Origin of the sequence: Amycolatopsis jejuensis, assembly GCF_000717335.1 — a bacterium.
Classification (GTDB): Bacteria; Actinomycetota; Actinomycetes; order Mycobacteriales; family Pseudonocardiaceae; genus Amycolatopsis; species Amycolatopsis jejuensis.
On record NZ_JNYZ01000001.1, the window covers coordinates 312,791 to 333,382 of the forward strand.

Annotated in this window: 15 protein-coding genes; 9 read left to right on the forward strand and 6 right to left on the reverse strand. The window is 68.6% G+C overall.

The genetic code is table 11. From position 1 onward, the window contains the following. Window position 1 precedes the first annotated feature (1 nt). Window positions 2-535 (forward strand): cupin domain-containing protein, encoded by a 534-nt coding sequence (locus OO71_RS01415; RefSeq protein ID WP_051790890.1) that lies wholly within the window; start codon window positions 2-4, stop codon window positions 533-535. Window positions 536-630: 95 nt separating this feature from the next. Here the strand turns inward: OO71_RS01415 and OO71_RS01420 are convergent, their stop codons facing one another. From OO71_RS01420 to OO71_RS01440, 5 genes are read right to left on the reverse strand one after another with little or no spacing between them, the layout of a single operon-like run. Further along, a complete protein-coding gene (locus tag OO71_RS01420; RefSeq protein WP_051790891.1) occupies window positions 631-1,635 on the reverse strand; it encodes a dipeptidase in 1,005 nt (334 codons plus the stop codon). Continuing rightward, window positions 1,632-3,308, reverse strand: a complete 1,677-nt coding sequence (locus OO71_RS01425) for a hydantoinase B/oxoprolinase family protein (RefSeq protein WP_033287693.1) — start codon at window positions 3,306-3,308, stop codon at window positions 1,632-1,634. Before OO71_RS01425 ends, OO71_RS01420 begins: the two co-directional genes overlap by 4 nt. After that, window positions 3,305-4,981: a hydantoinase B/oxoprolinase family protein gene (locus tag OO71_RS01430; protein WP_033287694.1), complete on the reverse strand. Its 1,677-nt coding sequence runs from the start codon at window positions 4,979-4,981 to the stop codon at window positions 3,305-3,307. The genes OO71_RS01425 and OO71_RS01430 overlap by 4 nt, the downstream gene beginning before the upstream one ends. Further along, the gene (locus tag OO71_RS01435) at window positions 4,978-6,990 is read right to left on the reverse strand and encodes a hydantoinase/oxoprolinase family protein (protein ID WP_033287695.1); all 2,013 of its coding nucleotides are present in this window, start codon (window positions 6,988-6,990) and stop codon (window positions 4,978-4,980) included. The genes OO71_RS01430 and OO71_RS01435 overlap by 4 nt, the downstream gene beginning before the upstream one ends. 52 nt (window positions 6,991-7,042) lie before the next feature. Further along, window positions 7,043-8,680: a flavin-containing monooxygenase gene (locus tag OO71_RS01440; protein ID WP_033287696.1), complete on the reverse strand. Its 1,638-nt coding sequence runs from the start codon at window positions 8,678-8,680 to the stop codon at window positions 7,043-7,045. A 176-nt stretch (window positions 8,681-8,856) separates the two neighbouring features. On the opposite strand from OO71_RS01440, the gene OO71_RS01445 reads away from it, so the two are divergent. The 3 genes from OO71_RS01445 (at window position 8,857) to OO71_RS51885 (ending at window position 13,258) form a co-directional block, all read left to right on the forward strand. Further along, window positions 8,857-9,804, forward strand: coding sequence for a LysR family transcriptional regulator (locus tag OO71_RS01445; protein ID WP_051790892.1), 948 nt, complete (start codon window positions 8,857-8,859; stop codon window positions 9,802-9,804). 994 nt (window positions 9,805-10,798) lie between these two features. Continuing rightward, window positions 10,799-12,736, forward strand: coding sequence for a potassium transporter Kup (locus tag OO71_RS01450; RefSeq protein ID WP_033287787.1), 1,938 nt, complete (start codon window positions 10,799-10,801; stop codon window positions 12,734-12,736). Window positions 12,737-12,967: 231 nt separating this feature from the next. Further along, on the forward strand, window positions 12,968-13,258 hold the full coding sequence (locus OO71_RS51885; RefSeq protein WP_245633534.1) for a hypothetical protein: 291 nt from the start codon (window positions 12,968-12,970) through the stop codon (window positions 13,256-13,258). On the opposite strand, the gene OO71_RS01460 is transcribed toward OO71_RS51885, so the two are convergent. Beyond that, a complete protein-coding gene (locus OO71_RS01460; RefSeq protein ID WP_156096111.1) occupies window positions 13,259-13,678 on the reverse strand; it encodes a hypothetical protein in 420 nt (139 codons plus the stop codon). Between the two features lie 190 nt (window positions 13,679-13,868). Here OO71_RS01460 and OO71_RS01465 point away from each other — a divergent pair, with 190 nt between their 5' ends. The 5 genes from OO71_RS01465 (at window position 13,869) to OO71_RS01485 (ending at window position 20,592) form a co-directional block, all read left to right on the forward strand. Beyond that, window positions 13,869-16,067, forward strand: coding sequence for a discoidin domain-containing protein (locus OO71_RS01465; RefSeq protein WP_033287788.1), 2,199 nt, complete (start codon window positions 13,869-13,871; stop codon window positions 16,065-16,067). A 202-nt stretch (window positions 16,068-16,269) separates the two neighbouring features. Further along, window positions 16,270-17,286 carry a LacI family DNA-binding transcriptional regulator gene (locus OO71_RS01470; RefSeq protein WP_033287699.1) on the forward strand — a complete coding sequence of 339 codons (1,017 nt, stop codon included), beginning with the start codon at window positions 16,270-16,272 and terminating at the stop codon, window positions 17,284-17,286. 153 nt (window positions 17,287-17,439) lie between these two features. Beyond that, window positions 17,440-18,789, forward strand: a complete 1,350-nt coding sequence (locus tag OO71_RS01475; RefSeq protein ID WP_033287700.1) for an ABC transporter substrate-binding protein — start codon at window positions 17,440-17,442, stop codon at window positions 18,787-18,789. Then, window positions 18,767-19,726: a carbohydrate ABC transporter permease gene (locus tag OO71_RS01480; RefSeq protein WP_033287701.1), complete on the forward strand. Its 960-nt coding sequence runs from the start codon at window positions 18,767-18,769 to the stop codon at window positions 19,724-19,726. The genes OO71_RS01475 and OO71_RS01480 overlap by 23 nt, the downstream gene beginning before the upstream one ends. Further along, window positions 19,723-20,592, forward strand: a complete 870-nt coding sequence (locus tag OO71_RS01485) for a carbohydrate ABC transporter permease (protein WP_033287702.1) — start codon at window positions 19,723-19,725, stop codon at window positions 20,590-20,592. Before OO71_RS01480 ends, OO71_RS01485 begins: the two co-directional genes overlap by 4 nt.

A 20,592-nucleotide genomic window follows, 5' to 3' on the forward strand; every position in this document is an offset into this window, starting at 1 on the left:
AATGGCAACCGAGCCCGGCAGTTACGACGAAGAAACCCTCGTCAAGGCCAAACGAGCCCAGCACATCCGCAAGGCGGATCGCGACTCGCTGTGGTTCCTCGGCGACAACGTCCAGATCATCTTCGACGCCTCGCACACCGAGGGAAAGCTCCTGCTCGCCTGGCAGCAGATGGCCCCCGGCGCGACCCCGCCGCTGCACGAGCACGCCGTCGAGGACGAGATGTTCTTCGTCCTGGAAGGGTCGATCACCTATTGGTCGGTCGGCCGCGAATTCACCGCGGGCCCGGGTGATGCCGTACTGCTCCCGGTCGGCGTCCCGCACACGCTCCAGGCCGACCCCGAAGCCGGCGTCACGTATCTGCTGCTCACCTCGCCCACCGGATTCGAGAACTTTCTCCGCGAGGTGTCCGAGCCCGCCGAATACGACGGGCCGAAGCGCGGGTGGCAGATGGACGAGGAAACCGCCCGGAAACTCACCGCTGCCGCCGAGAAGGCGCAGATCAACATCATCGCGCCGCCTGGGGTCCGGCCCTGACCGGGACCCACTCGGGGCTGCCTGCCCGGCTGCGGGGTACCGCCGGGCGGGCGGAACGGGATGGGTCCTGCCCGGCAAGCACCTCGGCCACCTCGTCAGGGAAGTGATCGCCGCAGGAACCTGATCAGGTTCCCGTGCAGTACATCCTCCACCTGGGCGGCCGGAAGGCCGGTCTCGTGCAGTGCGGAGACCAGCGTGCCGTAATCCTCGGGCCCCGCCAGCCCGTCGAGCGCGCCGACATCGGTTTCGGCACCGGGCTCGGCGGTAGCCGCGATCGCGGCTACCGCGGCAGGCATGGAGCGAAGCAACTGCGCGAAGAAGTCTCCGCCGAGGCAGACGTGCTCGGCGCCCATCACCTCGACCGCGTGCCGGATGTGGCCGACCATGACCGGCAGGTCCCGGGAATCGGCGGAAAGCATGTGCGGTACAGCGGCGATGCCCATCACCCCGCCCGCCGCGGCCAGCCTCCTGAGCTGATCGTCGGACAGGTTGCGTGGTTCGTCGAGCAGCGCCCGGCAACCTCCGTGGCTGCACAGGACATTGCCGCCGTGGGCACTGACGAGGTCGAGCACGTCATCGAAAGTGCCTTCCGAAGCATGCGCGACATCGAGGATCACACCCCGGTCGAGCAGCCGGGCCACCAGCTGCCTGCCGAAGGTGCTGAGTCCTCCCGCAGGCGGCTCGGCAGCGCCGTCCGCGGCGTCGTTGCGGAACTGCCAGGTGAGGCCGACCATCCGGACCCCGAGGTCCACGAGTGCGTCGGCGACTCCGAGATGCCGGCCGACCGCGTCGACTCCCTCCAGCGCGAGCACCATGCCGATCCGGCCGGATTCGAGAGCGGTGTCGAGATCGGCCCGGCAGGCGACCATCAGGACCTGGCCGGAGTTGCGCCGGCAGGCCTGCCGGAACGCGGCCGCCTGGCGCAATGCCTGTACGAGGTTCGCGCCCGGATTCACCCGGTCCTCACACGCGACGGCGCACACCTGCGCGGCCACGCCGCCGGCCTGCAGCTGTGGCAGCCAGTCCCGCGCGAACACGTCCGGATCCTGGTCGCGCAGGGAAAGGTCCTGCAGCAGGTCGAGGTGCGCATCGGCGATCACCGGTTACCTCCTTCGAACGCGTGCGGATAGTCACGGCGGGCGGCGCCTTCGCTGACGTACCCCTCGCGCACGTCGGCGCGCACCGCTGCCGGATCACGTTCCCGCGGTGGACCCCAGCCGCCACCGCCGCCCGTGGCAACCTCGACCACTGCCCCGGCAGGCAGCGGAAAGGAGCTCAGCTTCCGGCCACTGTGGACAGTACCGTCCGGAAGGTGGACCCGATAGCCGTTGAACCCGCCGTCACGCCCACCGCGCAGTCCCCACGCCGGAGTACGGGTCTGCTCCCACAACATGCTGAGCGCGCAGTCCTTCTTCGCCCGGTAGGCGCCGTCGATCCCCAGCCCGCCCCGATGCCGGCCGACCCCTCCCGAGTCCTGGGCCAGCTCGTACCGGTCGACCTGCAGGGCACCGCGGGCCTCGATCGCTTCGGGGCAGCAGGTGAGCACCCCGGACGCCATCGCGTGCATGACGGGTGCGCCCTGGTCACCACGGGCCGAGGCGCCTTGGCCCACCCCGTGATCCATGCCGTCCATCCAGAACTGCCCGGTCGCGCTGTCCCGGCCGATGAACACTGTCGCGCAATCGTCGCCACCGCTGCGCGCAGGGACCTGCTCGGGCAGGACATCGGCGAGCGCGCGATGGATCGCGTCGTACGTCGCCGTCGCCACCCAGCCTGCGACGAACACCGGAGCCGGCGCGACGGCGTGATAGATCGTGCCGGGCGTCGTCTTCACCCGGAGCGGGCGGAAGAAGCCCTCGTTGCACGATTCCGCACCGCCGGCAAGCGACATCACGGCCACCCGCGCGGTCGACACGGTCATCGCGTAAGGGGAGTTGATCGGCCCTGGCTGCATCGGGGGTGCGTCGGTGAAATCGACGGTGAGGTCGCTTCCGGAGACCTCGACCGCGACGGTGAGCGGAACCGGTTCGCTCGTGACCGCATTGTCGTCCAGTGCCGCATGCGCGACGTATCGTCCGTCGGGGATCTGCGCGAACAGTTCCCGGACAATGGCTTCACCCCGGTCGAACATCGCAGCGACGGCCGCCTCGAACGTCGCCGAACCATGTCGGTCGATCATCCGGCCGAGCTCGTCGAGCCCCATCCGCGCGGCTGCCAAGATCGCGGCGACGTCCCCGGCGAGCGCCTCCGGTGCCCGCGAGTTGGCGAGCAGGATGCGGTAGACGTCGTCCTGCCGTTGCCCGGCCCGGTGCAGGTGGACGCCGGGCAGGATCAGGCCTTCCTGGAAGATGTCGGTCGTGTCGGTCGCCGCGGCGTCCTTGACCCCGAGATCGGTGACGTGGGCCTTGACCGCGCAGTACCCGATCAGCCGCTCTCCGGCGAACCCGGGCAGCACGAACGTCACGTCCGGGGCGTGCGAACCGGTGTCGTAGGCGAGGGTGGACACGAGGACGTCGCCCGGCGCCAGTGCCTCCTCGCCGCCGACCGCGGCGACCACTGCCTCGATGGCGACGCCCAGCGTGCCGAGGAACGCGGGCACCGAACGCGCCTGTGCCAACAGCCGGGCCTGCCGGTCGAACAACCCGGCGGCGAAATCGTTGACCTCGTGGATGACCGGGGAGAACGCCATGCGGCGCAACGTGATGCGGAGGTGTTCCGCAGCGGCGGTGAGCCCATGCCGGACCACCTCGGCCAGCACCGGGTCGGCAGTCATCGGTTACCTCCTTCGAACGCGTGCGGGTAATCGCGGCGTGCGGCGGCTTCGCTGACATACCCCTCGCGCACATCGGCATGCACCGCCGCCGGATCGCGCTCCTGCGGCGGACCCCAGCCACCGCCACCGCCGGTGCGCACCTCGACCACGGACCCGGCGGGCAGCGGATACCCGCCGAGCTTCCCGGACTCGTGCACACTGCCGTCGGGCCGGACCACCCGGTAGGCGTTCACTCGCGCGTCCCCGCCGCCGTGCAGTCCCCAGCCCGGGGTGCGGGTCTGCTCCCACAGCATGCTGAGCGTGCAGCCGGTGAGCGTGCGGTAGACGACGTCGACGCCGAGCCCCCCGCGATGGCGGCCGGCGCCGCCGGAGTCGGGGGCGAGCCCGTAACTCTCCACCCGCAGCCCGCCGCGGGCCTCCATCGCCTCCGGGCAGGCCGTCAGCAGGCCCGAGGTCAGGATGTGGATCAGTGGCGCGCCCTGGTCACCGTGTGCCGAGGCGCCTTGGCCGACACCGTGATCGGTCCCGTCCATCCAGAATCGCCCGGTCTCCGGATCACGGCCGATGAAGACGGTCGCGCAGATGTCCCCGCCGCTGCGCCCGGGGATCCGTTCGCGCAGCCCGGTGGCCAGCGCCCGGTGCAGCCCGTCGGCGACCGCGACCGCCGCCCAGGCGTACAGGAACACCGGGGCCGGGCTCACCGCGTGGAAGATCGTCCCCGGGGTGGTCCGCACGTGCAGCGGCCGGAAAAAGCCTTCGTTGACCGACTCCCCTCCGCCGACCAGGGACATGACCGCGACGCGCGCGACCGACACGGTCATCGCGCGAGGGCAGTTGATCGGGCCGCTCGCCGCTGCGGGCGCGCCGGTCAGGTCGACGGTGACGTCGCTGCCGGACACCTCGACCGTGATCCCGAGCGGGATCGGTTCGTCGGTGATGCCGTTGTCGTCGAGCTGGGCGTGCCCGGTGTAGCGCCCGTCGGGAATACCGGCGAACACGTCGCGGACCACCTTCTCGCCGTGGTCGAACATCACCTCGGTGGCTGCGGTGAACCCGGCGGACCCGTGCCGCGTCACGATCCGGCACAACTGGTCGATGCCCATCCGGGCGGCGGCGACGATGGCGGCCAGGTCACCGGCGAGTGCCTCGGGCGCCCGCGAGTTGGCGAGCATGATCCGGTGCACGTCGGCGCGGCGTTCCCCGGCCGCGAAAAGCCGCACCCCGGGCAGGATCAGCCCCTCCTGGAAGTTGTCCGTGGTGTCCGTGCAGGCCGTGTCCTTCGCGCCGAGGTCGGTGACGTGCGCCTTGACCGCCGCGTACCCGGCAAGCTGCCCGTCGACGAACCCGGGGACCACGAACGTCATGTCCGGCGGGTGGGATCCGGTGTCGTAGGCGTAGGTGGAGACGAGGACATCGCCGGGGGCCAGCGTGTCCTCCCCGCCGCAGGCCGCGACGATCGCCTCGGTGGCCATGCCCAGCGTGCCGAGGAACGCCGGCATCGAGCGGGCCTGTGCCAGCAGCCGGGCATGCCGGTCGAGCAGTCCGGCCGCGAAGTCGTTGGCCTCGTGGATCACCGGGGAGAACGCCATGCGCCGCAACGCAAGCCGCATCTGTTCGGTGGCACTGCCGAGCCCGTGGCGGATGACTTCCGCGGCAATGGCACCGGCGGTCATCGCGGCACCTCGAGATTGCGGATCAGCAGGGTGGCATCCGGCTGTGCTTCGACGGTGAAACCGGTGTCCACATAGGTCGTCGTGGTCTGCTCGGTCACGATCAGCGGGCCGGGAACCGGTTCGCTCACGCGCAGCGCCGCCCGTTCGACCACCGGGAAATCCACCCGCTCGGCCTTGCGGAACGAGTACGCCCTGACCGAGGCAGGTGCGGCGGTGACGCTTGCCCCGGCCGGGACCGGAACCTCGACCAGCGCCGACCGGGTGGTGGCCCGCACCGCGACGATTTCCACCGGTCCGGGCAACGTGTCGCCGAACGTGGCCGCATAGCTCGCGGTGAACAGGTCCACGACGCCGTCGGCGCCGGCGCCGGGCAGCCCGTGCACGTTCGGCACGCCGATCGTCAAGGTGTGGTACTGGCCGGCGTAGCGCATGTCGAACGCCAGCTCGCGCTCGTCACCGTCGGGAAGCGCCGCGAACAGGCCGGCCGCGAGTTCCCCTGCGCGGCTCAGCGCGGCGGGGCCGAACGGCGCGATGAACGTCCGCGCCGCCGAGCGGGCGATGCCCTGGCCGAGGAGCCCGACCGCGGAGAAGTTGCCCGCGTGCACCGGAACGAGCGTGTCCCGGATCCCCAGCTCGTCCGCGAGAAGGGCGCCGAAGAGCGGTCCCGCCCCGCCGAACGCGATCAGCACCGCCTCCCGCGGATCGATGCCCTGCTCGACCGTGATCGTGCGGACCGCCGCGGCCATCTCCGCGTTCGCGATGCGGATGATGCCCGCTGCGGCGCTGTCGGCGTCCAGCCCGGTCCGGGAACCCAGTCCGGCGACCGCAGTACGGGCCGCTGCCTGGTCGAGGATCAGGTCACCGGCGAGCTTGCCTTCCCCGAGCATGCCGAGGACCGCCGCGGCGTCGGTGACCGTCGGTTCCGTACCGCCCCGTCCGTAACACACGGGTCCCGGCACCGCACCCGCACTCTGCGGCCCCACCCGGAGCAGGCCACCGGCATCGACGGACGCAAGCGACCCGCCCCCCGCGCCGACCGAGCGCACGTCCACCCACGGCGACTGGATCGGCATGCCGAGCACTTCACCCTGGTACTTGGTCTGCGGCCGGCCGTCGACGATCAGGCAGGTGTCGAAACTCGTGCCGCCGGCATCCGCGGTGATCGCGTACTTGATTCCCCTGCCCGCACCGAGGCTCGCCGCCCCCATCGCGCCCGCCACCGGCCCGGAGATGATCGTCTCGAACGGGCGGACCCCGGCCTCGGCGAACGGCAGCGCACCGCCGCCGGAGCGGGTGATCAGGCATTCGCCGCGCATCCCGGACTCGCCCAGCTCCGTTGCCAGGTCCCGCAGGTAGGCCGCCATCAGCGGACGGACGTAGGCATCGATCACCGTCGTCGACGTCCGTTCGTAGAGTCCGAGTTCGCCGGACACCAGGTGCGACAACGAAATCTCCCCGGCGAAACCGGCCTCGCGCAGCGCTTCCGCAGCCGAGACCTCGTGTTCTGGTGCGGCGTAAGCATTCATGAACGTGATCGCCACGGATTCCACCCCCTCTTCGGCGAACACCGCGGCAGCCGCGCGTACGTCGGCGAGATCGATCGGGGTGAGCACCGAACCGCCGGCCGCCACGCGTTCCCGTACCGGGCAGCGCAGCCGACGCGGTACCAGCGGTTCCGGCGTCCGCCACAGGATGTCGTAGGTGGCCTCCCCCCGGTCACCGCGCCGGATCTCCAGCGCGTCGCGGAACCCCGCGGTGGTAAGCATGCCGACCACCGCGCCGGTGCGCTCGAGCAACGCGTTGATCCCGACCGTCGAGCCGTGCAGGAAATGCGACACGGCGGCGAGCTGGGCGGTGCTCAGGCTGGATCGCACGAGTGCGGTGATCCCCTTGTCGGGCGCCCCCGGTGTGGTCGGCCCCTTGGCGACGACGGATACCCCGCTTTCCTCGTCGCAGTACATCAAATCGGTGAACGTACCCCCGACATCGACACTGAGCCTTGCCGTCACTGCTGCCTCCACTGGTCGGGTTCGGAATGGATGCGCCTCGGTCCGGTCGCGGTCACCGGAGGGCCCCGGTTTCCCGGCCGGGGATGTCGAAACCCGGGAAGCCCGCGTCGGCTTCCCCGGCGATCCGGGCGAAATAGCCTGCGGCGTGCCCGACATAGAGCTGCGGAGCGATCGGCTTGCCCGGAATGTTGGCGCCCACCAGCCAGGATCGAGAACTCGCGCCGTGTTTGAACGCCGTCGAGTAGTAGGCGTCCGCCACGTGCCGCACCCAGCTGTCCACAGCTTCCGGCGTCGGGGTCATCCGCTGGTACCCGTGGTCACGCAGGTAGCTGATCGCCCTGCCGATCCAGCGCGCGGTGTGCTCGCTGACGACCGGAGCGTTCGCGAACAACGACTGCGGCCCGAAACTCATGAACAGATTGGGGAACCCTTCGGCACCGAGGCCGAGGTACGCGCGGGGCCCGTCCCGCCAGGCATCCCGGAGCAACCGGCCGTCGGTGCCTCGGATGTCGATCGCGTTCAGGGCGCCCGTGCCGCCGTCGAACCCGGTCGCGAAGACGATGACGTCGAACCCGTACTCCCGCCCGCTCGTGGTCCGGATCCCGGATGCGGTCACCTCCGCGATGGGATCCGCGCTGACATCGACCAGCGAGACGTTGTCCCGGTTGAACGTCTCGTAGTAGAAATGGCCGAGTTGCGGCCGGGTCAGGCTGTTCTTCGGGCACAGCAGCTCGGCGACCGCAGGATCGTCGACGATTGCCCGGATCTTCTCGCGGACGAATCCCGCGACGGCCTCATTGCAGGCCTCATCGGTCATCACATCGGCGAACGCCTCGAACATCAAGCGGAACCCGCCGAGCTCCCATGCCTGCTCCATGACCCGGTGCTGCTGTTCGGGGGTGCACTCGGCAAAGAGCCGGTCGGTGTCCTCGATCGCCAGTGCGAAGGTCTGGCGGCTGGTCCGTGCCCAGATCGCGTCGTAACCGGCCTTGATCTCCTGCTGGGAAACCGGGTCGTGCGCCCGGTTGCGAGCAGGCAGCACGTAGGGCGCGGTGCGCTGGAACACCGTGAGCCGAGCGGCCGCCGCCGCCACCATCGGCGTCATCTGGATGGACGTGGCGCCGGTGCCGACGATCGCGACCCGCTTGCCGGTGAACCCGACCGGTTCGGCAGGCCAGCGAGCGGCCGGATACAGCTCGCCCCCGAACGAGTCCAAGCCCGGGAACGGCGGCGTGAACACCGAGGACAACGGGCCCACGGCGGTGACCAGATACGTGCACCGGTACTGCTGTCCGTCCGCGGTCTCGACCAGCCAGCGATTCTCCCGCTCGTCGCGCACGGCCGAGCGCACCCTCGAGTCCAGCCGGATGTCGCGGCGCAGATCGAACATCTCGGCCACGAAATGCAGGTACTCGAGGATCTCCGGCTGGGTCGCGTACCGCTCGCTCCAGCTCCATTTCTCCTGCAGCTCTTTCGAAAAGGAGTAACAGTAGGTAAACGAATCACTGTCGCAGCGTGCCCCCGGATAGCGATTCCAGTACCACACCCCGCCCACGTCGCTGCCCGCCTCGAGCAACCGGACTGAAAGCCCGACCTCGTCACGCAGTTCGTACAGCGCGCGAAGGCCGCTGAACCCCGCACCGATCACCACGGCATCGACTTCGACGGCATCGGCTCGCACAGTCGGCATCGCTTCCTTGTCCTCTCGCCAGGGACGGCAGGGTGGTCTGCCGCAGGACCCGTTACCGCAGCCGGTCCGTGCGGATGGCGGCGCAGGTACCGCGCCACCTGCTCGTTCTTCCCAATGTGGCAGACCGAAGCGCGGTGAACTACCGTCTCTTGCCTTGCTTACCCAAGGGAGTTCCTATGCTTTCCCCCCATCAGCTCCGGTGCTTCCTCGCCACGTACGAGTGTGGATCCTTCACCTCGGCGGCCGTCCACCTCGGGTTCAGCCAGCCGACTCTCTCCGAACAGGTCCGCCAGCTCGAACGGGTCCTCAAGACCCCGCTCTTCCTGCGGCGGGGACGCAGGATCGTCCCCACCCCGGCGGCAGACGCACTGCGCCCGCACGCAGAACGGACGCTGGCCGCATCCGAGGACGCGGAAAGGGCGGTCCGGAGCGCGGCGACGCTGGAATCAGGCACCCTGCGGTTCGGGCTCTTCGGCACCGCACCCCTTTTCATCGAAGCCGACTTGATCGCCGACGTCCTGCGCCAGCATCCGGGGCTGCGCATCGAACTCGTCGGACGCAGCACCAGGGAAGCACTCGACGCGGTCCGCCGCGGGCACATCGAAGCAGCCGTGGTCGCCCTTCCGGTTCCCGACAGCGATCTCGCCGTCCGGCCGATCGGACGTCTCGAACACGTCTACATCAGCAAGGACCCCGCCCACCTGGCCGCACCCGTCACGGCTCGGCGGCTTGCCGCCGCCCGGCTGATCCTGCCGCTTGCGCAGTGGCGCACCCAGGACCCGTACCGGCTGGCGCTGGCCAAGCGCGCGCAGAACCTCGGGATGACCCTCGACATCCGCGCCGAGGTCGAGGACATCGAGACGGCGATCAAGCTCGTGGGAAGCGGGTTCGGGGACTCCGTCGTGCCGAAGATCCTGCTGCACGAGCAACTTCCCCGGCTCGCTCCCGGCGTCGGATGGGTGCCCATGAAACCACGCCTCCACGACACCCTCGCCGTCGTCCACTGGCCCGACGCGCCCCTTTCCCCGGGTAGCAAGCTGATGATCGACCTCGCGATCCAGCACCTGAAGGACCTCGTCGCGCGGGTACCGGACCAGCCTGCGCACCTGCGGAACGGGTCGTGAACGCACCCGTCGGCGCGGGTCCTTCGGGCGCGGCACCGGCCGCGAGCCGAAGACGCGTGTCTGCCCAAGCAAGCCCGAACGATCTGCAGACCTCGAAGGTCTTCGGGACAGACGCCGCAGCATTTCTCCAAAGGGAACGGAGCCGCCATCGAGTCCGTCCGGGGGATCCGTGTTCTCCATGATGATGTGGCCATCGAAATTCCGCTGTACGTCTGCATGGAATTTCGCGGCGACGCCCGCGTCGAGAATGTCCTCCGTGCGGTCATACCGCACACGGTCGGCATCCGGTACGCCCCAGGCACGCAGGCGGGTCGCGATCCCGTTGGAAACATCGGCCGACGCAGGCCTGCGGCAGCAGTCACCGTCTCTTCACGAGCGTCTGTCTCCAGGTCTGTCTTCAACGTACGCAGTTGTCGATCTGCTCGTGCGCGACGGGTGGCACCCAGCGCCTACCCCGCGGCCGAGCCGTCGGCTGCGGAATCTGCGTACTCCGGGTCATCGGCGGTCCGTCTCGATCGACGGTGCCCTCACGATCTTCGCCTGCGCGCCCTGGCTCGAAGAGCACACCGCCGACCGGTCCTGGCAACACCAACCATGGGCACCCGCCCGAGCGACGCCCTCGGATACCGCACCACCGACAGCCGGACCCGCACGGCGCCGGAACCGGGCAACGAGCTTCCGCCACGAAACTGCGCTGCACCCGGACGGCGGTGGTGAAGCCGGAATCCCTCGTCGACCGGACGCCGCTCCGTGTCGTGTGACGGCTTCCACCAGCGCACGCAACATCCGGAGTGGGTGCCATCCCTTGACCGTGTGCGGGCCCAGGCGAGCGCGGCGACGGCCGCGGGTTCAGCGGCTTCCGCAGCCAGCCCCGATTCCGATGATCTTGATGTTTTCTTAACGGCCGGATCCATCGTCGTTCCGGGAAATGACGGGGGGCACCGGTAACTTCCCGGAAGCAGACCGCCGCTGGGCTGCGTCGAGGGAGGAAACGGTGAACGATCTGCGGGATGCGCCCGCGGTGTCCCCGAAGCTGTCGACCCGCGGCGCGGTGCGCCTGGCGATCGTGGTCGGGGCCCTCGGCGTGGTGTTCGGGGACATCGGGACGAGTCCGATCTACACGTTGTCGACGGTCTTCAACCCTCGTGACCCGCATCCGGTCCCGGTCAGCGTCGACAACGTGTACGGGGTGGTCTCGCTCATCTTCTGGTCCGTGATGATCATCGTCACGGTCACGTACGTACTGCTCGCGATGCGCGCCGACAACGACGGCGAGGGCGGCATCATGGCCCTGATCACCTTGCTGCGGCGGCGGACCGCGCGGCGTGGCAGGCGCGCGGCCCTCGTCCTGGCCGGGCTCGGCATCTTCGGTGCCGCATTGTTCTTCGGCGACAGCATGATCACCCCGGCGATCTCGGTGTTGTCCGCCGTCGAGGGGCTCAAGGTCGTCGACGAGTCCTTCGAGAGTCTCGTCGTGCCGATCACCGCGGTGATCATCGTCGTGCTGTTCCTCGTGCAACGCCGTGGCACAGCCGCGGTCGGCCGGGTGTTCGGCCCGGTCATGATCGCCTGGTTCACCGCCATCGGCGTCCTCGGCGTGACCGGGATCGCCGGTCATCCGGAGATCCTCAAGGCACTGTCGCCGACGTATGCGCTCGGCTTTCTCGCCGGCCACTTCGACATCGCGTTCTTCGCTCTCGCCGCGATCGTCCTCTCCGTCACCGGCGCGGAGGCCCTGTATGCCGACATGGGGCACTTCGGCCGCCGGGCGATCACCCGCGGCTGGCTGTGCCTGGTGTTCCCCGCCTGCACCCTGAGCTACTTCGGGCAGGGCGCACTGATCCTCGACGACCCGGCCAACGTCAGCGCCCCGTTCTTCCTGCTCGTGCCGGAATGGGGCCGGATCCCGATGGTCGTGCTGGCCACCGCCGCGACCGTGATCGCCGCGCAGGCGGTGATCACCGGCGCGTTCTCGGTCGCCTACCAAGCCGCTCAACTCGGCTACCTGCCCCGGCTGCGGATCACGCACACGTCCGAGTCGACCATGGGGCAGATCTACGTCCCCTGGGTCAACTGGCTCCTCATGGTTTCCGTGCTCACCCTGGTCTTCGCGTTCCGCACCTCGGCGGCGCTGGCGTTCGCGTTCGGCATGGCGGTGACCGGCACCATCACCATCACGACCCTGCTCTTCTTCTACGTCGCCCGCATCAAATGGGGCACCTCGCGATGGATACTCGGCACCGGTGCGACCATCCTGCTGACCGTGGACGCACTGTTCCTCGCGGCCAACCTGACCAAGCTGGCCCACGGCGCCTGGCTGCCGCTGCTGATCGGGCTCACCGCTTTCACCGTCATGATCACCTGGCAACGCGGCCGGGCGATCGTCACCGCCGACCGCGAGCGACGCGAGGGCTCACTGCACGAGTTCATCGGCGGGCTCCGCAACGGCACGGCGCCCGCGCAAGTCCCCGGAACGGCCGTGTTCCTCAACCGGGGCAAGCAGACCGCGCCGCTGGCCATGCGCGCGAACGTCGAGCACAATCGCGTGCGGCACGAGCACGTCGTCATCGTGTCGGTGGAAACCCAGCCGGTGCCCCGGGTCCCCGACGGCGACCGCGTCGTGATCGACGAACTCGGCTACCCCGATGACGGCATCACCCACGTCACCGCGAAGTTCGGCTACGTGGAAAAACCCGACGTACCGGGAGCGCTGGCGATGCTCGACCCAGCCGCCACCGAGGGCCGCCTCGACCTCGACGAGGCGACCTACTTCCTGTCGAAAATCGAACTGCAGGCAGGCGACGAGCCGACCATGGCGGCCTGGCGCAAACACCTGTTCATCGCCACCGCCGGGATCGCGGCCGACGCCGCGGACAGCTTCAACCTCCCTCGCGACCGCACCATCATCATGGGCTCCCACATCGAGGTCTGAGCACTATCGAGCTCGACGAGGCACACCGGCGAGCCTTGTCGATCACTGGAACGCGGGACTCGACTGCATCGCCACTCCCCTGCCGAACGGCAATGACCACCTCAGGCGAGCCGGCGGCGGAGTCGACGAGGACGGCTGGAACAAACTGGTTCAAAGATGCGGTGAGTGACGGGGGCCTGCTTTTGCGCGCTCCACTGTCGACCGTCAGCGCGACTGCGTTAGCTCGCAACGGTGGTCACGGAACGGCGCGCCTGCTCCGGCGGTATCTCGCTGCGCTTGCCGTCTCCGATGGGCGAGTTGCAGGACGACCGTCTCCGCCCGCATGGCGTCCGGGTCCTGCTCAAGCGCGACGACCTCGCGGAGGCACGTGCACGGGGCCACGACCGGCTGTTGACCTTCGACGACCGCCATGGGATCGCGCTCGACTGGGTATACGAAGCGAAAATGATGTACGGCCTCTTCGCCCGAATCGCCGCCGGGACCTTCGCGCCAGGTAGCACGATTGTGGCGGTGCTGTGTTAGCTAGGCCTTCTCGCACCACGTCGGCCGCCACTCGCTCGAATTGATCGTGAAATCGCGGCCGAAACCGAACCACCTGCCCGACGTCCGGCGACCGGCGATCAGGCGGTGATCATGGTGTCGCACAACAACATAGTGCCCACCGGTGAAGCTCTTGCCTCGGCCCGTACTGGGGTACACATAGCGGCTGCGCCAGATCCCCGACAGATCACCGTTCCCCGCGCCCGTGCGTCCGTGCGCCCAGGTCGTTGCCATCCTGGCCAGCTCGTGCACATCGGCTACGTCCGCCAGGAGATCCGCGACCCGGCACTCATAGAGCTCGGCAAGCCGACCGAGAGGCGGGGCGTGCCCCGTCGCGGCGGGCCGCAGTTCCCAGTACGAAAGCGGCAGCACCGTGCCGAGCGGCGAGCAGAGTGCGGGCACCTCGACCCTGCACCCACTGGCACGACAGCGCATTGCCGATTTCCGTCGAAAATTTGCGCAAAATCATTCAACACTTGTGAACTCTTGTCCGAAATCGGTATGATCACCGTCGCACGCTCTCACCGCCGCCGTCCGCGCACCCCGGTCCGGCGGATCCTGCCGTTCTCCAGAAATGTGAGTGTGATCGATGATGTCTTCCCTTCCCCACCGGCTTCGCGGTCCGGTTCTGCTGTCCGCGGCCATCCTCGTGTCGTCCGGGCTGGCCGTGGCCGCCGCCGGGACCGCCGCGGCCGCGGCCTGTCCGGCCACCGGGTCCGGCGGCGCCACTACGGCGTTCCGCACCGTCGAGGCCGAATGCTCCACCACTACAGGCACTGCCCTGGGACCCGACTACACACAGGGCACTGTCGCTTCCGAGGCATCGGGACGGCAGGCCGTCCAGCTCGGACAGGGGCAGTACGTCGAATTCACCCTGCCCGCGGCAGCGAATTCGATCAATGTGCACTTCAATCTTCCCCGTGGCAGTTCGGGCCGGATGTCGGTGTATGTCGACGGAACCAAACTGGCGAACGGCCTACCCGTGACGTCTCAGTACACCTACACCGACACGCCGTGGATCACCGGTTCCACCACTCACCATTTCTTCGATGACGCCCGGCTGTTGTTCGGCATGGACGCCGCCCCGGGAGCGAAAGTGCGGGTCGGGCTCGACCCGGGTGATGTCGGGCAGGCGACCATCGATCTCGCCGATTTCGAACAGGTGGCGCCCGCCGCCACGCAGCCGGCGGGTTCGATCTCGGTCACCGACTACGGCGCCACCCCAGGCGATGCGACGGACGATTCGGCGGCGTTCGGCAAGGCGCTGGCGGCCGGGCAGGCGCAGAACAAGACAGTGTGGATACCGCCGGGCCGGTTCGAGATCGGCACCGCCCTGCACATCGACAAGACCACGCTCCGCGGCGCGGGGCCGTGGTATTCGGTGCTGCACGGCAACAACGTGTTCAACAACGGCAACGCGTCCGGAAACATCACGCTCGCCGACTTCGCCGTGTTCGGCTCGGTTTCCCAGCGCAACGACGGCAGCCCGGACAATGCGTTCCACGGCGTGCTGGGCACCGGTTCCACGGTGTCCGGGCTGTGGATCCAGAACACCAAATGCGGACTGTGGCTGATGAACGGTGCCTCCTCGAACCTGACGATCGAGAACAACCGCATCCTCGACACCCAGGCAGACGGCGTGAACTTCGACGGCGCTGTCACGAATTCCCAGCTGCGCAACAACTACTTGCGCAACAACGGCGACGACGCGCTGGCATTGTGGTCCAACGGGCAGGCCGATGCGAACAACACCATCGCGAACAACACCGTCGTACAGCCGAACCTCGCCAACGGAATCGCGCTGTACGGCGGCGCGGACAACACGGTGACCGGCAATCTGGTCCAGGACACCAACGCGCTCGGCGGCGGCTACGCGGTGGGGAACCGCTTCAACTCGGTTCCGCTGTCCGGCACTGTCACGCTGACCGGCAACACCGCAGTGCGGGCGGGCGCACTGGATCCGAACTGGAAGTTCGGGGTCGGCGCGCTGTGGTTCGACGCCCGGGATCAGGCGATCAGCGGCGTCACGATCAAGGTGAGTGACTTCACCGCGATCGACAGCCCCTACGAGGCCATTCAGTTCATCGACGGCAACGGCGCAGGCAAGCCGATCGGCGGAGTCACCATCGACGGCGTCTCGGTGCGCGGTACCGGTACGTTCGTCGCCCAGGCGCAAACACAGGGGACGGTGTCGATCAGCAACCTCACTGCGTCCGGGGTCGGGGTGACCGGGACCTACAACTGCCCGTACCCGACGTCGATCCCGAAGATGACGTTCACCGGTTCCGGCAACAGCGGCTGGACCGGGACCTGGGCCGACTGCTCCTCGTGGCCCGCCCCCCGCTCCGGACCGCCGCAGCCACCGCAGCCCGGGACGAACATCGCGCGCGGCAAGGCCATCGCGGCGACCGGTTCGCAAGGTGGGTTCCCCCCGGCGAACGCGGTCGACGGCGACCCCGGTACCTATTGGGAGAGCACGAACAACGCGTTCCCGCAGTCCCTGACCGTCGACCTCGGCGACCCGTCCGCGGTGAACAAGGTGACGATCAAACTCCCGGGTTCCCCGGCGTGGACCGGCCGCACCCAGACGCTCGAGGTGGCGGGCAGCACCGACGGCAGCACGTGGACGACCCTCGTGCCGTCGCGCGGATGGAAGTTCGACCCGGCCTCCGGCAACACCGCGTCGGCCAGCTTCGGGACGACGGCGGCCCGTTACGTGCGCCTGACCGTCACCGCCAACACCGGCTGGCCTGCCGGGCAGGTCGGCGAACTGGAGGTCGCCGCGGCATGACCCGGGTGGCCCGGCCCGTGTCCCGGAGCGGGCCACCCGGCTCCACCTCGTTCGCTGCCATCGAAGCCATGCACTGGGACCACCTGTTTCGCCCGGGGCCGGTGCGGCGACCGGCACCAGGTGCGTCGTTGCTGCGAGCCGATTCCCTGACCTGTCCGCCCCTGATCAGCTTTTTGCAGCGGCTTACCGTAAAATTTCGGCCATGACGCGTCGACTTGCCGAAGTAGCCCGCCAGGTGGGGGTCAGCGAAGCCACAGTCAGCCGGGTGCTCAACGGCCGTCCCGGGGTGTCGGCAGGCACTCGCACCGCGGTACTGACCGCGCTGGACGTGATGGGCTACGAGCGGCCGACCCAGCTGCGCGGCGACCGGGCCCGGCTGGTCGGGCTCGTGCTGCCCGAGCTGCAGAACCCGATTTTCCCCGCACTGGCCGAGGTCATGGGCAACGCACTGGCGCAGCAGGGGTTCACCCCGGTGCTGTGCACGCGCACCGCGGGCGGGGTGTCCGAGGCGGAATACGTGGAGCTGTTGCTGCAGCAGCAGGTGTCCGGCGTCGTCTTCGCCGGTGGACTGTTCGCGCAGGCGGACGCGGTGCACACCCATTACCACCACCTCGTGGAGCGGAAGCTGCCGACGGTGCTGATCAACGCCGCCGTCGACCACCTGGGCCTGCCGCAGGTGTCGTGTGACGACGCAGTGGCGGTCGAGCAGGCGGTCGGACATCTCGTTTCGCTCGGGCACGAACGGATCGGGCTGGTACTCGGGCCGTCCGACCACGTTCCGTCGCGGCGGAAACTGGCGGCGTTCCAGTCGTACGCGGCGAAGCTGGGGCTGCCGGTGCGCGACGAACTGGTGGAACACGGCATGTTCTCCATCGAGGGCGGCCACGCGGCCGCGGCTCGGCTGTACCCGAGAGGCGCGACGGCGGTGCTGTGCGCGAGCGACTTACTGGCCCTCGGCGCGATCCGGGCGGCACGCCGGCAGGGCCTCGCAGTTCCGGGCGACATCTCGGTGGTCGGCTACGACGATTCCGCACTCATGAACTGCACCGAACCGCCGCTGACGACCACCCGCCAGCCCATCGAGGCGATGGGCCGTGCCGTGGTGGAGCTCCTGGTGAAACGCATCAACGGGGGCGAGGTGGCTGCGGAGGAGCTGCTGTTCGCGCCGGAACTGGTCGTCCGCGGGTCGACCGCGCGGCGGGCGCCCTCGACAAGCTGAACCTCCAGGAGCCCCGCGGCGAAAACAGCCGGGCGGCCAGGGAAGCATCCGAAAGTTGCATAATCACGTTCAAATCTTGCAGTGGTTCGTCTCACACTTTAGAGTGACTGCCGTCGCCCCGTAAGCCCCCGCGATCGCGAGGAGAGGCTTGAGATGAGCAACCACTGGTCCAGAACCATGCTTGCCCTGACTGTCCTGGGCGGGCTCGTCGCCTGCGGGAGCCCCGGCGTCGATCAGGCCGGTGGCAAAGTCCAGATCACCGTCACCGGGCAACCGCCCCTCACCCAGCAGTTCGAGCGCGCGGTATTCGACCGGGACGTCGCCGAGTTCGAGAAAGCCCATCCGGACATCGACATCGTGCCGCACGAAGGGTTCATGGACCCGAAGACCTTTTCCGCGAAGCTCGCCGGCGGGCAGCTCGAGGACGTCTACTACGTGTACTTCACCGACCCCGCCCAGCTCATCGCCCGGCACCAGGCAGCCGACCTGACCACGGCAGCCGGGAACCTGCCCGCCGTCAAGGACATCCGGCCGGAACTCCTCGACACCTTCCGCGACGCCGCGGGCCGGCTCTACGGCCTGCCCACCGCCAACTACACGATGGGTCTCGTCTACAACCGCAAGCTCTTCCGGCAAGCCGGCCTCGACCCCGACCGGCCGCCCACGACCTGGGACGAGGTCCGCTCGGCCGCCAGGAGGATCGCCGCGCTGGGCAACGGCATCACCGGGTACGCCGACTACAGCAAGAACAACCAGGGCGGCTGGCACCTCACCGCCTGGCTCTACTCGATGGGCGGCGATGTCGCCCGCCAGGACAACGGCAAGTGGCGTGCCGATTTCGACAACGACAAAGGCCGGGCTGCGCTGAACCGGCTGCACGCCATGCGCTGGGACGACAATTCCATGGGCAGCAAGCAACTGCTGCAGGACGTCGACGTGCAGCGCATGATGGGCGCCGGGCAGCTCGGCATGTACCTGGCGGCGCCGGACAATGTTCCGGTACTCGTCAAGCAGTTCAACGGGAAGTACGAGGACTACGGAATCGCCGGCATGCCCGGCGGACGGGGCACCCTGCTCGGGGGTGAGGGCTACATGGTCAACCCGAAGGCGTCGCCGGCGAAGATCAAGGCCGGGCTCACCTGGATCCAGTGGAAGTACCTCAACCCGGATCGCTTCGAGCAGCACGTCAAACAGTACGCCGAGGGCAACCAGCCGGTCGGTCTGCCTGCCGAGCCGACGCCCGACATCTGGCAGGGTGCGGTACGCGACCGGCAGCTGGCGGTGAAGAAGAAGTACGCCAACGTACCCGCCGAGAACTACCAGTCCTATGTGGACACTGCGAACCGGATCAAAGGCAGCGTCGAACCCCCCGCCGCGCAACAGGTCTACGCTGCACTCGACAGCGTGATGCAGGCGGTGCTCACCGATCGCGAGGCGAACATCGATCAGCTGCTTTCTTCGGCCAGCGCAAAGGTCGACGGTGTCCTCGCGCAGGTCAAGTAGCGTGCTCGACTGGCCGGCAGCGTCCGCGAAAGCCAGTCGAAGCACCGCAGCGCGGGAGCGTTCGCGGCTCCGGCGGACGGTCCGGGAGAACGTGACGGCGTACGGACTGCTGTCCGCGGCGCTCGTGGTGTTCGCGTTGTTCTCCTGGTACCCGATCGTCCGCGGAGTAGTGCTGAGCTTCCAGCAAGTCGACTTCGTGAACCCGCCGTCGTGGGTGGGTTTCGCCAACTTCAGCCGGTTGCTGGCGGACCCGCTGTTCGGCGTCGCGTGGCGCAACACCCTCCTGTTCACCGGGTTCGCGCTGGTCTTCGGCTTCGCCGTACCGTTCTTCACCGCGGTACTGCTCAACGAGATCAGGCACGCGCGAGCCTTCTTCCGCCTCGCCGTCTACCTGCCGGTGATGTTGCCGCCGGTGGTCACCGCGTTGATGTGGAAGTGGTTCTACGACCCGGGTCCCGGCCTGTTCAACTCCGCGCTCGGCGTCGCCGGCCTCCCCGGCCTGCCGTGGCTCGACTCCAGCACGACCTCCATGCTGTCGCTGGTCCTCGTGTCCACCTGGGCCAACATGGGCAGCACCACGCTGATCTACCTCGCCGCGCTGCAGACCATCCCGGGAGAACTGTACGAGGCGGCGGAACTCGACGGCGCCGGATTGTGGCGGCGGCTGCGCCACGTGACCCTTCCGCACACGCGGTTCGTGTTGCTCGTCCTCCTGCTGTTGCAGATCGTGGCGACGATGCAGGTCTTCACCGAACCGTACGTCATGACCGGTGGCGGGCCCGACGACTCGACGGTGACTGTGCTCCTCCTGCTGTACCGCTATGCCTTCGTCTACAACGACTTCGGCTCGGCCAGTGCCATGAGCCTGCTGCTGTTCGCGGCTCTCGGAGTCTTCTCGGTGATGTACGTGCGGCTGACGAATCGGGGGGACGCGTGAGAACCCTCGTCTCCCCCGGCGCCCTGCGCACCCGCCGCGGCAAGATCGCGTACGCCGTGGTCTTCACCGGCACGCTCGTGGTCTTCACGTTCGCTTTCCTGTTCCCGCTTTACTGGGCGGTGACCGGTGCGATGAAATCCCCTGCCGAGCTGGCCCAGTCACCGGCCACGCTGGTCCCCCGCGAGTGGCATCCGGAATCCTTCGGACAGGCGTGGGACCGGATGGACCTCGGCAGGTACTTCCTCAACACCGTGCTCGTCGCGGGCGGCGCGTGGCTGGTCCAGCTTGCCGTCGACGTGCCGGCCGCGTTCGCGCTGTCGAAGCTGCGGCCCAAGCTGGGCAACGTGGTACTCGGGCTGATGCTCGTCACCCTCATGCTGCCGGCCGCGGCGCTGCTCGTGCCCACCTATGTGACGGTGACCGACCTGCCGCTCCTGCACGTCAACCTCATCAACTCACCGGCCGCGATCTGGCTGCCTGCCGCGGCGAACGCCTTCAACATCTATCTGCTCAAGCGGTTCTTCGACCAGATCCCGGACGAACTGGTGGAAGCCGCGCGCATCGACGGCGCCGGTCCCGTGCGGACCCTCGTGAAGATCATCCTGCCGATCTCCCGGCCGATCCTCGCCGTGGTGTCGATTCTGGCGATCGTCGCGGCGTGGAAGGACTTCCTCTGGCCGCTGCTGATGTTCCCCGACCCCGGCAGGCAAACGCTCAGCGTGATGCTGCAGCGGGTCGCCCCCGACCTGCCGCTCAATCTGCTCGTCGCAGGCATGGTGCTGGCGAGCGTCCCGATGATCGTGCTCTTCCTCGTGTTCCAGCGGCAGGTACTGGCCGGGCTCGGCGCGGGATCGGTGAAGGGCTGA

Excerpts from the sequence above, each read along its gene's own strand:
- OO71_RS01415 (WP_051790890.1), top strand. The coding sequence starts at position 2 with ATGGCAACCGAGCCCGGCAGTTACGACGAAGAAACCCTCGTCAAGGCC.
- OO71_RS01425 (WP_033287693.1), bottom strand. The coding sequence starts at position 3,308 with ATGACTGCCGACCCGGTGCTGGCCGAGGTGGTCCGGCATGGGCTCACC.
- OO71_RS01430 (WP_033287694.1), bottom strand. The coding sequence starts at position 4,981 with ATGACCGCCGGTGCCATTGCCGCGGAAGTCATCCGCCACGGGCTCGGC.
- OO71_RS01440 (WP_033287696.1), bottom strand. The coding sequence starts at position 8,680 with ATGCCGACTGTGCGAGCCGATGCCGTCGAAGTCGATGCCGTGGTGATC.
- OO71_RS01445 (WP_051790892.1), top strand. The coding sequence starts at position 8,857 with ATGCTTTCCCCCCATCAGCTCCGGTGCTTCCTCGCCACGTACGAGTGT.
- OO71_RS01465 (WP_033287788.1), top strand. The coding sequence starts at position 13,869 with ATGTCTTCCCTTCCCCACCGGCTTCGCGGTCCGGTTCTGCTGTCCGCG.
- OO71_RS01470 (WP_033287699.1), top strand. The coding sequence starts at position 16,270 with ATGACGCGTCGACTTGCCGAAGTAGCCCGCCAGGTGGGGGTCAGCGAA.
- OO71_RS01475 (WP_033287700.1), top strand. The coding sequence starts at position 17,440 with ATGAGCAACCACTGGTCCAGAACCATGCTTGCCCTGACTGTCCTGGGC.